The organism is Fortiea sp. LEGE XX443, from assembly GCF_015206815.1.
GTDB lineage: Bacteria > Cyanobacteriota > Cyanobacteriia > Cyanobacteriales > Nostocaceae > Nostoc_B.
This window is the reverse complement of the sequence record NZ_JADEXZ010000055.1, coordinates 13,256-26,403: the sequence shown is the minus strand read 5'-3', so window position 1 is coordinate 26,403 and position 13,148 is coordinate 13,256. Positions and strand designations below refer to the sequence as shown.

Annotated in this window: 18 protein-coding genes; 8 read left to right on the top strand and 10 right to left on the bottom strand. The window is 37.6% G+C overall.

Features of this window, described 5'->3' with window-relative positions; translation table 11 throughout:
* The first annotated feature begins 42 nt into the window (after positions 1 to 42).
* From IQ259_RS19025 to IQ259_RS19015, 4 genes are all read left to right on the top strand, one after another.
* On the top strand, positions 43 to 963 hold the full coding sequence (locus IQ259_RS19025) for an alpha/beta fold hydrolase (protein ID WP_193887562.1): 921 nt from the start codon (positions 43 to 45) through the stop codon (positions 961 to 963).
* A gap of 29 nt (positions 964 to 992) precedes the next feature.
* Positions 993 to 1,307 carry a hypothetical protein gene (locus IQ259_RS27790; RefSeq protein WP_339383942.1) on the top strand — a complete coding sequence of 105 codons (315 nt, stop codon included), beginning with the start codon at positions 993 to 995 and terminating at the stop codon, positions 1,305 to 1,307.
* A gap of 57 nt (positions 1,308 to 1,364) precedes the next feature.
* Positions 1,365 to 1,505 (top strand): hypothetical protein, encoded by a 141-nt coding sequence (locus IQ259_RS27785; RefSeq protein WP_339383941.1) that lies wholly within the window; start codon positions 1,365 to 1,367, stop codon positions 1,503 to 1,505.
* A 132-nt stretch (positions 1,506 to 1,637) separates the two neighbouring features.
* Complete coding sequence (locus tag IQ259_RS19015; RefSeq protein WP_193887561.1) at positions 1,638 to 2,261, top strand: Uma2 family endonuclease; 624 nt, start codon at positions 1,638 to 1,640, stop codon at positions 2,259 to 2,261.
* A gap of 27 nt (positions 2,262 to 2,288) precedes the next feature.
* On the opposite strand, the gene IQ259_RS19010 is transcribed toward IQ259_RS19015, so the two are convergent.
* From IQ259_RS19010 to IQ259_RS19000, 3 genes are all read right to left on the bottom strand, one after another.
* Entirely contained in the window at positions 2,289 to 2,630 is a 342-nt protein-coding gene (locus IQ259_RS19010) for a DUF86 domain-containing protein (RefSeq protein ID WP_193887560.1), read from the bottom strand.
* Positions 2,627 to 2,938 (bottom strand): nucleotidyltransferase family protein, encoded by a 312-nt coding sequence (locus tag IQ259_RS19005; protein ID WP_228014640.1) that lies wholly within the window; start codon positions 2,936 to 2,938, stop codon positions 2,627 to 2,629. The genes IQ259_RS19010 and IQ259_RS19005 overlap by 4 nt, the downstream gene beginning before the upstream one ends.
* 210 nt (positions 2,939 to 3,148) lie before the next feature.
* The gene (locus IQ259_RS19000; RefSeq protein WP_193887559.1) at positions 3,149 to 3,337 is read right to left on the bottom strand and encodes a hypothetical protein; all 189 of its coding nucleotides are present in this window, start codon (positions 3,335 to 3,337) and stop codon (positions 3,149 to 3,151) included.
* 265 nt (positions 3,338 to 3,602) lie between these two features.
* Between IQ259_RS19000 and IQ259_RS18995 the strand changes: the two genes are divergently transcribed.
* A complete protein-coding gene (locus tag IQ259_RS18995; RefSeq protein WP_228014639.1) occupies positions 3,603 to 4,007 on the top strand; it encodes a helix-turn-helix domain-containing protein in 405 nt (134 codons plus the stop codon).
* Positions 4,008 to 4,059: 52 nt separating this feature from the next.
* Here the strand turns inward: IQ259_RS18995 and IQ259_RS18990 are convergent, their stop codons facing one another.
* Both IQ259_RS18990 and IQ259_RS18985 read right to left on the bottom strand, forming a co-directional pair.
* On the bottom strand, positions 4,060 to 4,722 hold the full coding sequence (locus tag IQ259_RS18990) for a nitroreductase family protein (protein ID WP_228014638.1): 663 nt from the start codon (positions 4,720 to 4,722) through the stop codon (positions 4,060 to 4,062).
* An 89-nt stretch (positions 4,723 to 4,811) separates the two neighbouring features.
* The gene (locus IQ259_RS18985; RefSeq protein ID WP_193887557.1) at positions 4,812 to 5,795 is read right to left on the bottom strand and encodes a GntR family transcriptional regulator; all 984 of its coding nucleotides are present in this window, start codon (positions 5,793 to 5,795) and stop codon (positions 4,812 to 4,814) included.
* 326 nt (positions 5,796 to 6,121) lie between these two features.
* On the opposite strand from IQ259_RS18985, the gene IQ259_RS18980 reads away from it, so the two are divergent.
* Together IQ259_RS18980 and IQ259_RS18975 are read left to right on the top strand one after the other, a co-directional pair.
* Positions 6,122 to 6,865, top strand: coding sequence for a dienelactone hydrolase family protein (locus IQ259_RS18980; RefSeq protein ID WP_193887556.1), 744 nt, complete (start codon positions 6,122 to 6,124; stop codon positions 6,863 to 6,865).
* 113 nt (positions 6,866 to 6,978) lie between these two features.
* Positions 6,979 to 7,881, top strand: a complete 903-nt coding sequence (locus IQ259_RS18975; protein ID WP_193887555.1) for a S1 RNA-binding domain-containing protein — start codon at positions 6,979 to 6,981, stop codon at positions 7,879 to 7,881.
* Between the two features lie 109 nt (positions 7,882 to 7,990).
* Here the strand turns inward: IQ259_RS18975 and IQ259_RS18970 are convergent, their stop codons facing one another.
* Entirely contained in the window at positions 7,991 to 8,476 is a 486-nt protein-coding gene (locus IQ259_RS18970) for a hypothetical protein (protein WP_193887554.1), read from the bottom strand.
* A gap of 184 nt (positions 8,477 to 8,660) precedes the next feature.
* Between IQ259_RS18970 and IQ259_RS18965 the strand changes: the two genes are divergently transcribed.
* On the top strand, positions 8,661 to 8,873 hold the full coding sequence (locus IQ259_RS18965) for a helix-turn-helix domain-containing protein (protein WP_062293164.1): 213 nt from the start codon (positions 8,661 to 8,663) through the stop codon (positions 8,871 to 8,873).
* Positions 8,874 to 8,896: 23 nt separating this feature from the next.
* Here the strand turns inward: IQ259_RS18965 and IQ259_RS18960 are convergent, their stop codons facing one another.
* The 4 genes from IQ259_RS18960 to IQ259_RS18945 all read right to left on the bottom strand — a co-directional run bounded on the left by IQ259_RS18960 (position 8,897) and on the right by IQ259_RS18945 (position 13,133).
* Positions 8,897 to 9,985, bottom strand: a complete 1,089-nt coding sequence (locus IQ259_RS18960) for a glycosyltransferase family 1 protein (protein ID WP_193887553.1) — start codon at positions 9,983 to 9,985, stop codon at positions 8,897 to 8,899.
* Between the two features lie 30 nt (positions 9,986 to 10,015).
* Positions 10,016 to 10,924, bottom strand: a complete 909-nt coding sequence (locus tag IQ259_RS18955) for a glycosyltransferase family 2 protein (protein ID WP_193887552.1) — start codon at positions 10,922 to 10,924, stop codon at positions 10,016 to 10,018.
* A 98-nt stretch (positions 10,925 to 11,022) separates the two neighbouring features.
* On the bottom strand, positions 11,023 to 12,231 hold the full coding sequence (locus IQ259_RS18950; RefSeq protein ID WP_193887551.1) for a glycosyltransferase family 1 protein: 1,209 nt from the start codon (positions 12,229 to 12,231) through the stop codon (positions 11,023 to 11,025).
* A 20-nt stretch (positions 12,232 to 12,251) separates the two neighbouring features.
* Entirely contained in the window at positions 12,252 to 13,133 is an 882-nt protein-coding gene (locus tag IQ259_RS18945; protein WP_193887550.1) for a class I SAM-dependent methyltransferase, read from the bottom strand.
* Positions 13,134 to 13,148 lie beyond the last annotated feature (15 nt).

Genomic DNA, 13,148 nt, shown 5'->3' with positions numbered 1-13,148 from the left:
CAAAACTCCTGGCTTTAATGTACTAAATGCTAACTCTCAAAAATGGCTTACGTTAATATTCGTGGTGTTGAACATTACTACGAGTGGGTGAAACAACCATCTACTACTTTAATAAAACCTGTGATGGTGTTTGTTCACGGTTGGGCTGGTTCAGCTAGATATTGGAAAAGCACGGCAAATGCTTTATCAGACCAATTTGATTGTTTACTCTATGATTTGCGGGGGTTTGGACGTTCCCGTGGTAAACCAACTATAGTTCAAGCAAGTGAGTCTGTCGCTGCATCTGAAACAAACCAAGAAGCATCAGCAGCCATTCAAGAACTAACTTATGAGTTAGAAGAATACGCTGATGATTTGGCAGTTCTTTTAGATGAGTTGCATCTTGTACCTGTTTACATCCAAGCCCATTCAATGGGTGCGTCTGTGGCGACTTTATTTTTCAACCGCTATCCCCAACGAGTAGAACGAGGGATTTTAACTTGTAGCGGTATTTTTGAATACGACGAGAAAGCTTTTGCGGACTTTCATAAATTTGGTGGTTACGTAGTTAAATTTCGTCCCAAATGGTTAAGTAAAATACCTTTTGTTGATCGAATGTTTATGGCGAGATTCCTGCATAGTTCCATCCCAAAAGCTGAACGCCAGGCTTTTTTAGAAGATTTTCTAGAAGCAGATTATGATGCTGCTTTAGGCACAATTTTTACTTCTGTCAGTAAAGCACAGTCGGAAGTGATGCCGCAAGAGTTTGCTAAGTTAACCATACCGACTCTGCTGGTGGCGGGAGAGTATGACAAGATTATTCCGGCAGCCATGGGAAAACAAGCAGCCGAACTAAACGATAAAATTGAGTTTGCCTTGATTCCTAATACGGGTCATTTCCCGATGTTGGAAGATGCGCCGACTTACTTACAACGGGTGCGGGAGTTTTTGCGAATTCCTTCAGCAGAAAAGATACTGAGTTGATTAAATAGCAAAATCAACAGGAGAAAGCAGTGGTTAGAAGCCTGAAAGAATTGATAGAAGAATCAGAAATAGTCAAGGCAAAAGACCCAGAAAAAAAGTTTACCACCAGTAGCATAAGTTGGGAAATTTATGAGGCGCTGCTAGGCAAACTGGAGGACAATTCCCATTATCGCATTACTTATTTGGATGGGGTATTAGAAATTGTGTCTCCTTCATTCAGACATGAAAAATTAAAAAAACGCTTAGGTGCATTAATAGAAAGTTATTTAGATGAAGAAGGTGTTAAATACACTCCTATGGGGAGTAACACCTTGAAAAATCGGCTGAAAAAAGCAGGAGCATAACCAGATGAATGCTACTGTATCACAGAAGAAAAAGACATCCCAGATTTAGTAATAGAGGTGATTGTTACCAGTGAGAGCATTAACAAGTTAGAAACTTACCGGCGCTTGGGTATTGCGGAGGTTTGGTTTTGGGAAAGCAATAGGCTCAAAATTTATCATCTACGGGAGGAAATACCATCGACATTTAGAGAAACTTAGGGCTATGAAAAAAATTGATACGAGCGAGTTATTGCCAGAACTTAATATTTCTTTACTGGAAGAATGTACACTAATTACCGACCATACAACTGCTAAACGCGAATTTAAACAACGTATTAATAAGAGCAATGAATGACTCAAGCCTCACCTAAAGTAGTAACATTTGAAGAATTTGCTGCGTGGCGACCCGAAGGGGGACGTTATGAATTGCATGATGGAGTGATTGTGGAAATGGCGCAACCCGTTGGAGGCCATGAAGGAGTTGTTGGTTTTTTAGTTGAGGAGGTTGTGCCAGAATACAAACGGTTAAAATTACCGTACTTCTTACCGAAAACTGCGCTAGTCAAACCGCCTGAGAATGAATCAGGCTACTCTCCTGATATTTTGCTGCTAAATCGGAAAAATCTTGTTAACGAACCGCTGTGGAAAAAAGAATCAACCGTTATAGACGGTGCATCAATACCCTTGATTATTGAGATTGTCAGTACTAACTGGCGTGACGATTATCATAAAAAATTTGCGGACTATGAAATCATTGGTGTACCTGAGTACTGGATTGTAGATTATGCTGCGTTGGGGGGACGGGAATTTATCGGTAATCCTAAAGAACCGACGATTTTTATCTGCGAACTGGTTGACGGAGAATATGTAAAAAGAATATTCCGTGGCAATGATGTGATTGTCTCGCCTTCTTTCCCTAATCTTAACTTTACTGCACAGCAGGTTTTTGATGCGGCTCTTACAGAGGAAGAGTAATTATTAATATTTAAATTTACGGGAAAATTAAACGTTCCAAAATTCCTGCGCCATTGCTTCAATTGTTCTGTCTAAATCTGGCAAAGAATTTTCAATCACACTCCAAACAATATCTAAGTCTACACTTAAGTATTCATGAGTTAATCGATTCCTAAAACCAGCTATATTACTCCATGCAATTTCTGGGTAGACATTTTTCCAATCACTAGGTAATTTTTGCACTGATTCGCACATTACCTGAAGATTTCTTAAAACAGCATCTTGAGTTTTGATATCTTGAAAAAATACTTCTTTTCCATCAGCAGTATATTGCTGAATTCTACCGATACAATCTCGAATGTGAATGAGATAAATCCGACTATCCTTCACAAGGATATAGCCTCATGCAGAACTTTATCTCGAATTAAGTAATGCAAAGATTGAATTGTAACAACATCAACTTTACGATTTAACAACGCCTCTAAATCTTGGATTAACCCGCCAGGAAACCAAGCCGATATTTTATTTAAATCGTAGTCAATTAGAAAATCAATATCGCTTACTTCTGTTTCCTCTCCTCTAGCAATGCTACCAAAAACTCGTAGGTTATAGGCTCCATGTTTAGCAGCGATATTAAAGATTTCTTCTCGCTTTTCTTGGAGTAATTGCTTTAAGCCGATTTTGAGGTTTTCTTTCATAAACCTACAACTTGACTTTTCTTTCTGGTATTTCCAAATTAGGTGGTGGACAGCAAATATTTATATATTATATAGTAATTTTAAGTATGTAAGAAAGTTAAAGAGCGATCTCCTAGTGATTTGAGATGGTAAACTACGGGCGATCGCTCTCAACTAATGCGTTTTCCTTAACCTAGCTTACCTACTGAATTAAGAAACTTATTAACCGCATTACAAACTGCAAAGCCAATTCCAAATATCTGATCCAATTTGGATAACAATACCAATTACTTCATATATCAACTGTATTAACCAAGCTGTATCATTGGCATCAAGGGCTGTCTTCACTTGACCAGCAAAACGATCATCAGCGTCAATTCGTTGAGCTATACGACGCTTAATTTCATTTTTATCCATCATTTCTCCTTGTACTTTTCATTGAATCTGAACATTCAAATAAATCAAACTGAACATCACTTATGAATTACTTAATATCACATAACTCAAAGATAAATTTACATTTTTGATAGATCAAAGATAACTTTATCTTTTTGAGCGTCGTATGCCACTATATTTGAAAAAGTTCGTGCTTTATCCCAAGAGACATGGTTCATATCTTTTGATATAAATTTACTAAATCTTAAACTCGCTTCACCACCGATTAGCTTCTGCTAAGGGAAAGCGCTTGACACCAGTGGAAAAGCTGCATTTGCGTGGGTTACTTTGTGGTCACAGTCCGGCGGAAATTGCGGAAAAGCTCAGTAAAAATGGCAAGGGTGTGGAAACTGATCTTTGTGCAACTGTGTATAAATACGTTAAGGGTTTGGTCGATAAGGGTAATGGCAAGGTAGAAAATTGGCGAAATATTTCGGAATGGTTGGAAGAAGCTGGTTATAAAAGTATTTCTTCTGCAAAGGTGCAGGGATTAGAGTTATTACCTGAAAAAAGTATAGTGAATATTACAAATATTAATATCGAGAAAAATCAAATAGTATTTTTAATTAACCTGCGAATTCCAACTCAATTATCTTCAGATTTGCCGATAGAAAACTTAGGCGAAGATACTATTAAAGACTTACAATCGCCATAGTTTTAGTTGAATAATAAAGCTTAAAATTCTACTTATTTCATCAAAAGATTCACTAACCATCTACCTCAAAAGGTTCACCATAGTTTTCGCTGAAGCAAACTTGTTTTGTGAGGAAGCGTCCACCGTAGGGTTTGAAAGGTTCCGTGGCGTAGCCAAGTGCTAGTAAACAGCAAACGTCTACTTCTTGTGGGATTTGAAATGCTTGTTTAACTTGAGTGCTAACAAATCCTTCCATTGGGCAGCTATCTACACCAAAGCTTTTGGCAACAATCATCATGTAAGCGACTGCTAACATGGTGTGGCGATTTGTCCAGGTTTCCATTGTGTCAAAGCTGGGATGATTGGTGAAAAATTCAGGAATGCTGGAACGCAGATAATTGGCATAGCTAGGAGTCATGATGCCTTCATCTTCCCCTAGATGGATGACAGAGGTGATATTTGTCATATCGGCTGCGCGCCTGTCGCCGCAACAAATTAAAACTACTGGTGCTTCGCCTACTTGGCGTTGGTTAAAAGCACAGGCTTGGAGTTTCTCTTTGTTTTGTTGGTTTTGAACAACGATAAATCGCCAAGGTTGGAGGTTAAAGCCTGATGGTGCTTGTGCAGCTAGTTCCAGAATTTCTTGTAAAATGACTTCGGGAATGGCATCGCTCTTAAAAGCTCTGGCTGCTCGACGTTGCTTGATGGCTTCTACTAAACCAATATAGGGGTGCATTTCTACAAACATAATCCTAGGATATTTTTTAGGTGTGTTTGTCTATGCCATTTCCCCCTATCTAAATACTTCTCTCTTCTATCTGCGGGTTAACTTAAACCTAGTTCTCGTTTCAGTAAGTTAATTGAATTCATGCCGATGTAATTTTCTACCTTAATTAGTTTCGGTGGACGGATAATATCTTCAGAAGCAGCGTGTACTGCTGCCTGTACTGCCCTAAAACTTGCTATGTCACTAATTATCACCTCAGCCCGCTTCACGATCGCCTGAAGTTTGTAAGCATCTTTTGGTTGCGCTGTCATCACTAGTAGTTCATCTCCTCGTAAACCGTGGAGAATGACTTCGGCAGCACGGGCAATTCCTGTACTGAGGCTGACTATACCTATACAATTTTCTTTGGGAAGTACCTTTACTAAATTGAGTTCTTTACTGTAGTCATAAATATCTAGCGGAATTACTCTGACAGCTTTTGGGGCAGCAATTTGTTCTACTTCACCAATAAAATAGCGACTGGTGACTACTGTAGCCGAGTTAGTTTTATCCAATACAGCCGCTAATTCTTCCATCCTGATTAACTGCACAGGGATTTTTAACGATTGCTCTAATTCATATACCATCAATTCCCCAGCACCGAGGTCTTGAGAAGGAACTGCAACTAGCACCTGGGAACTACAGCGTAAACGCCAATCCATTTCTGCTAAAAATAGCTCACGCGCTTGATTGAGGGAACAGCCCTGGGTAAGAAGTTGATCGAGTGCTTGTTGCACCACTTTGTATGCTTCAGGGTGTTCTTGAAGAGTGGGTGATTGCAATCTGCTACCGCCCTCATGGCCTTGAGCGCGGACATAAATTCCTGAGCCAGCCAGACTTTCCACCAAGCCTTCATCTTCTAGCTGGCGGTAAACTTTGCTAATGGTATTGCGGTGTAATCCAGTTTGCATAGCTAATGCCCGTGTACTTGGCAATTTGTAAGCTGGTGGATATTGGCGAGACGCGATCGCAAACCGGATTTGATTAAATAACTGGTTAGATGCGGGAATTTCACTGTCTGGCTGAATACGGAATTGAATCATTACCAAAACTCCTGAATCAAGTAACAATCAGCGATTAGCTACACTTGCTACTTATAGTATTTTTATTTGTAACAATATTGTTTATCTAACAAATCTCTAGTAAGTAGAAAGGTGCAAATAAACCGAACTATGTAACGGAAAGTAAAGTAGCTTGAAAACCTCTTCCCTTCTGCCTTCTGCCCTCTGCCTCCTGCCTTGTCATAACGACAATTTTTAACACCTACCTACTTATATGCACCTTTGGTAGTTGATAATTGGCTCAGAAATAGCCTAAACATACTGGCATAGTTATATCAAATAATCACGGAGCATTAGTAGAAATTATTATGACAGAACTAGTATTAGATACCTCATGGGTTAAACTTTTACAAAATAATTTGCAAATCTCAGCTTACTTGGCACAACCAAAAGAACCAGGTTCTTACCCAGGTATTGTTGTTTTGCAAGAAATTTTTGGTGTTAATAGCCACATTCGAGATGTGACAGAACGAATTGCCAAGGAAGGATATGTAGCGATCGCTCCGGCACTTTTTGATCGCTTCGCTCCTGGTTTTGAAACTGGCTACAACCCAGAAGATATCGAAGTTGGCAGAAAATATGCTTGGATGCAAACAACAGCATCAGAATTACTCAGCAATATTCAGTCAGCCATTGATTATCTCAAAACTCTGCCACAAGTTAAACAGGATAGCTTTGGTTGTATTGGCTTTTGCTTTGGTGGTCATGTTGCTTATCTTGCTGCCACTCTCCCAGATATTCAAGCAACTGCCTCTTTCTACGGTGCTAGGATTACTACCAACACACCAGGAGGCAGTGCTGCAACGTTGACACTTACCCCCCAAATTTCAGGTACACTTTATGCTTTCTTTGGGATGGAAGATGCCAGCATTCCCCCAGAACAGATAGACGAGATTGAGGCAGAGTTAGAAAAATACAAAATTCCTCATCGTGTCTTCCGCTACGATGGATCTGACCACGGTTTTTTTTGCGATCGTCGTCCCAGCTATAATCCAAAAGCTGCTGCTGATGCTTGGGAAGAAGTAAAACAATTGTTTATGCAATTGAAATGAGACCTAAAAGAGTCAATAGTCAATAGTGAGTCAGTGGGTCAAAATTAATTACTCTAGACTGTGGACTATTGACTTTGCGTAGCAATCTAAATAACAACTTATTTTCATTAGTCATGAATTCCGAATCAAATCTATCTCAAAAAGCCAATTCGTCTTTTACAATGGACGATTTTGCCAAAGCACTAGAAAAACACGACTATCAGTTTCAAAAGGGACAGGTAGTTCAGGGCAAAGTGTTCCAACTCGATCCGGATGGGGCTTATGTCGATATCGGTGGTAAGGCATCTGCTTATATTCCCCGCGATGAGGCTTCTTTGAGAGCGGTAACTGATTTATCGGAAGTGCTGCCGTTGCAAGAAGAATTAGAGTTTTTGATTATTCGAGAACAGGATGCAGAGGGTCAAGTAACCCTTTCTCGAAAGCAGTTAGAAATTCAGCACATTTGGGAAAAATTAGCGCAAATGCAGGAAAATTCCCAAACAGTGGAAGTTAGGGTGACAGGTGTGAATAAAGGTGGTGTCACCGTCGATTTACAATCTTTGCGGGGATTTATTCCGCGATCGCATTTAGCTGAACGTGATAACTTAGAAGCACTCAAAGGTCACACTTTAACTGCTGGCTTTTTGGAAGTAGACCGCAACAATAAAAAACTCGTACTTTCTCAACGTTTAGCAACTCGTTCGAGTAATTTCAGCTTGTTAGAAATTGGTCAGCTAGTTGAAGGTAAAGTAACTGGCATTAAACCATTTGGGGTGTTTGTTGATTTAAATGGCATGAGTGCTTTGCTACATATTAAGCAAGTCAGCCAAAAATTTATCGAATCTCTAGAAAAAGTCTTTCAAATCGGTCAAACAATTAAGGCTGTAATTATTGATTTAGATGAAGGCAAAGGTAGGGTAGCAATTTCTACTAGAATTTTAGAAAATTTCCCTGGGGAAGTGCTGGAAAATATGGATGAAGTGATGGCTTCTGCTGAAGCACGCGCTCATCGTGCGGCTAACAAGACGGCTGAATAGCTGTACATTAAAGTGCTGAGTCACCGAAGTTTGCCCGGAGGGAGACCCTCCTTGCAACTTCTCGCTGAGTCTCAAGCAAGTTGCAACAGATAACTTTTGTTCCTCAGTCCTAATTTAGCAACGATTTTTCTAGGCGATAGCTCTTTCGCAGTTCCTGTAAAGTGTCTTCGGGAAAAGCAAATTTGATTAAGCCGATTAGTTCGCCCCAGCTTTGCAACATAGGTTCAGAAAGAGCTTGCCAAAACTCATTCGTAAAAAATTCTGCCCACCATTCAGGTGCTTGCTTTCTGTAAGCATATTCATGTTGTTTGCGCCACCGCCTGCGCCATTTGATCAATTCGGTTAGACTGGGTGGCGCTACACCCAAAATCGGTGGAAAATCAGCATAACTAACAAATTTACTAACACCTTTGGCGTGGACGTAAACTACATAGCGCCAGCACTCGATTGTATGTATATCACCGAAGCCAATGCGGAACATCAAACAAATTGCTTCTTCTGTAACAAATCGCGCTAGTGAGTTAAGAAATAACGATTTATGAACAATTTTTGATGCACGGATGACAAGCGCTCTTGGCTTGAGTGATGATACCATGAAAATACCTGTAACTTTGGTAGATATTTGCCCTGTCAGTAGATATAGGTAAGTACCCTATCGGTGTTTACGGGATGCTTATTGTAAACAATGCGATCGCCTTTCAGTTTTCCAGGCCGGAGGGCGATCTTTTTATCTGGTATAATTATTAAAAGACTTATATCAGTCAATTGTCAAGTAAAATATGGGAATGATTCGGCTGAAGATTCGAGAGTTTGCTGCGGAGAAAGGCTGGACATTAAAAGAAGTATCTGACCGTTCTGGTGTAGTTTACAGCACTCTCAGAACTTACGCGCGATCGCCTGGGCTGGCAACTGTAGATTTTACCGCAATTCAAAAGTTGGCAAGAACTTTTGATGTGATGATTGAGGAATTGGTGGAAGTTGTCCAAGAGTAGACTATTTTAGCACTTCTTAGTTGTTATAAATAACGTGACAACACCTCAACCGTCGCGTTACCTGTTTTTTCCCAGCTAAACAAATTTGCTCTAGCGATACCTTGAATAGAAAGATGCGATCGCAATTCCGAATTTGTAGCAATCAGCCGCATCGCTTCGGTAATTTCTGCAATGTTGTTGGGATTAATCAGAATTCCTGTATCACCAGCAACTTCTGGTAGAGAAGAAATATTAGAGGTAATAACTGGTGTACCACAAGCCATTGCTTCTAGAACTGGGAAACCAAAACCTTCCCAAAGGCTAGGAAAGACGAGTGCGATCGCGCCATTAATAATTTTTGGTAATTCCTGATAATCAACATAGTTGAGAAACTTGACTTGATTAGTTATGCCTAATTCCTCTGCTTGCAGTTGTAATACTGGCGTATAACGTCTGTCTATCGGCCCAGCTAACCAAAGTTCATAGTCTTTGGGGAGTGCAGCAAAGGCGCTGATAAGGCGATGCAAATTTTTATAGGGGTCTTGTCTACCGATGTAGAGAAAGTAGTTGCGAGTTGGTAGATTGAGATAGCGGAAATGGTTGCGATCGTGCGCTAGGGGAATAGGAGTAATTTTACTAGCTGGTATTTGGTAAAAATCAATAATGTCGTCAGCCGTAGCTTGGGAATTACAAAGAATGTGCTGTGCTTGTTTTAAAACTTGTGGAATATAGTAACGATGATATGGTGTCAACGGTGAAAAGCGTTTAGGAAAGCGCAGTGGTATCAAATCATGGGACATCACGACAAAACGACAGTTGCTATGTAGAGGCGCTTCTGGTATTGGGGAGAACAAAAGCCGAGATTTCAGTTTTCTATAAATTTTTGGTAATTTAAATTGCGTCCATAATAGGCGTTTAAAATGTCCTCTTGTACCATGAGCAGGTGTAAGATTATTTGGAACTGGAAAGCAATTAAATTCAGAAACAGTTGTGGATGTTAATAAAGTAGGATTGAGGAATTTTAAATAAGGAAAAATATTTTGGGCATAGTTACTGATACCCGTTGGTTTATCTAAAAGTATAGATAGGTTAATAATTAATTGAATTGATGAGTAATTATATACTGTATTCATTAAGTAATTTTCATAGAATTTCTACATGCACTATATATTTTTGTACTCCAATAATTTCAATTTTCTAAACCAAGATAAATTTGGAAAAAACCACCAAAATATTATTTTTATAATAATTTTTAGTGAAATTCCACTTTTTAATTTGATAATTTCTATTAAACTATTCCATATCAATATTTTTACTTGATTGTCATCAAATCTATCAAGTTTTGTCGTTTCTTCAGCTTTCACAAATGCGTATGCCATTGTCCAATTATCTGGTATATTACCAAACTTCTGTTTGTGCATCTGTGTAACTTCATAATGTGCCTGTAATTTTTTACTAACAGTTTTATTGGTTTTATACATCCGAGATCCTGCCATTTTCTGAGGTATATGGTAAAAATCAACATATTTTCCATAACGAAGCCATAACTCATAATCCATGCAATAATCTAAAGACGTATCTAAACTTCCAAATCGCTCAATTAGACTACGCTTAAAAAATACTGCTGGCTGACAAATATAACAAGTTTCAATCAAGCGTTTATAATTCCAATCCTCTGTAGGATAAGGATAAATAATATCATCTAGTTCATTGATCCAATCAGCATCACCATAAACAACTTCTATTTCAGGTTTTGATTCAAATACTTGCTTAACAGTTTGAAATGCTTCTGGATAATAAATATCATCTGAGTTAATCCAGGCAATAATATCACCTGTTGTCATAGATATTCCCTTATTGACAGCATCAGACTGTCCCTTATCTGCTTCTGATATCCAACGTAATTTTTGATGATATTTTTTTAGGATTTCTACCGTTTCGTCATCACTTCCTCCGTCGCAGATTATATACTCCATATCTTCTATGTTTTGAGATAAGACACTTTGTATAGTCCTTTCAATGAAACAACCTTGACGAAAAGAAGGTGTAATTACACTAAATTTTAAACTCATACAGGATTCTTATTTTGTCAAACTTTGTAAACTATAGTTTTAGACAATGCAGATTATTGCTTGCATTTTCTTAGCAAAATTTCAGCAATATGACCTGACTATAACATTATTTTTTCTCCGAGCAATTCAAATATATTCAGATACTGTTTAGCCATTTCTTGCCCATCAAATAGTTTCAGTCTTTCCCTACCTTTACAAACCAATTCAGCAACTAGATCAGTATCATAACTAATCTTGAGTAAACAATTTGCCAAATCTTCAGGATTTTTAGGATCAAAATAGATAACTGCGTCTCCCCCAACTTCTGGTAGACTTCCCGCATTGCTGCACAAAACTGGTTTATCAAAATACATTGCTTCCAATACCGGAATACCAAAACCTTCGTACAGAGATGGAAAAACTAAGCATTCACAACTGCGCCAAACTGCTTCTAAGTGTTTTTCATCAAGAAAACCTAAAAAATGAATACAATCATTGAGATTAGCTGCTGCAACCTCTTGACGCAGTTGATTTTCTTGTTCTTTTAAATCTCCTGTGAAAACTAAATTTAAAGATGAATCTGGAGACTTTTGTTTATAAATTTTGTAAGCTTTTAAAAGTAGACGATGATTTTTATGTGGCCAGTAATTTGCTGGATAGAAAGCATAACGGTAATGAGATAATCCTAATTCTAACAAATATTGATTAGTTATTTCCTCACTTAATCCAGTCCAACGCTCTTGAATTGAAACAGGAATAACAATAAGCTGATCAGCTGATGCGTTGAAATGTTTAATCAATGACTGACGACAAAATTCAGATATGCAAATAATTTTTTGAGCTTTATGAATAAGATCATTGAGAAAATTTGTACGAAGTTGTTGTTCTTTAATGTCAAAAAAATCTGGATAATCAAGATGCTGCGTATCATAGACGATAGCCACAACTGGAATACCATTTTCGGCAAATCTAGGAGCAGAAAATGGGCAGAACAATAAATCAATTTGGTGAGTTTTAAGAAAATTTTTTAAGTAAGTTAATCTAGCTAATTTAAATTTAATTCTTTTGAATAAATGTTTTACTTGTTGAATACTAAATTTAGATTCACTATCTGCAATTAATTCGGTCAGTAAAATTCGCTGAGTATTTTCTGTTTCATACTCAGCCAATTCTAAGTGATTCCAAGGTGCAGTTAGTAATAAGAACTGGTAATTGGGAACTATCTGCTGAATTTTTTTTAAGAGTGTTAATGTTAATATTTTAGCTCCCCCATTTTTACCGTCAGGTAATAATGGAGTTAAATCTATTGCAATTCGTATTTGAAACATCAATACTTTTTTATTAGTTATTAGTCTGCTGGTAATCCAACTAATTTTTTAAATCGGAACCATAGCATTCGCAACTTCCAAAATTTACTGCTTTTCATGGCGACGATTTCAGATTCAGTATTTTGAAGTATCAACTTCAATTTTTCTAATTGTTCTTCTAGTGATGGTTCAGTCGCTATTTTTCTAGCAATAAACGTGTGAGTCAAAGCTAAAAGTTCGGTTCGGGAATATCCTTTTTTTGAAAGCTCTTCACTAATGTCTGGGGTTAAAAAATCTTCATTTTCCAAATCTAAATCATTACGAATTATTTTAATATTTTCAATGCTGCTACAAATTTCTATATATTTCTGAGCTGGTTGAAAGTTAAAATATCTTCCATCAAACATATGCTCAATGTGAGCATTTATATCACTGACCGAATTTGAAACTAAAATTTCACCGTTTCGGCATTTATTTTTAATTTCATCTTTATCCAACCGAATATGTATCCAAGGATACTTATCAACGTCAAATATATGTTGCTTATGGTGTCCCTGTCTAGAATTCCATAAAGGTGCAGCAATACAATAAATTATACCATTGGGTTTAGTTACACGAACCATTTCTAAGAATGCAGCTTCAATGTTAGAAACATGCTCCATTGTGGCAAAACAAAAAGTCAAATCAAATGAATTATCATCAATGGACATATTTTCAACAGACATTTGAAAATATTTAATTCTACTATGTACATAATCCTTTCCTACTTCAGGTAGTAAATCTATTCCCCATACTTCTTTCGCGCCTAATTCTACAAAATAATTACACTCTTTGCCTGTATTACAACCGGCAACTAATACTTTTTTATAATTTACATTAAGTTGTTCATTAGCCCAATCTACATGAAGTTTATTGTAATTCATATTAGTAATTTGATG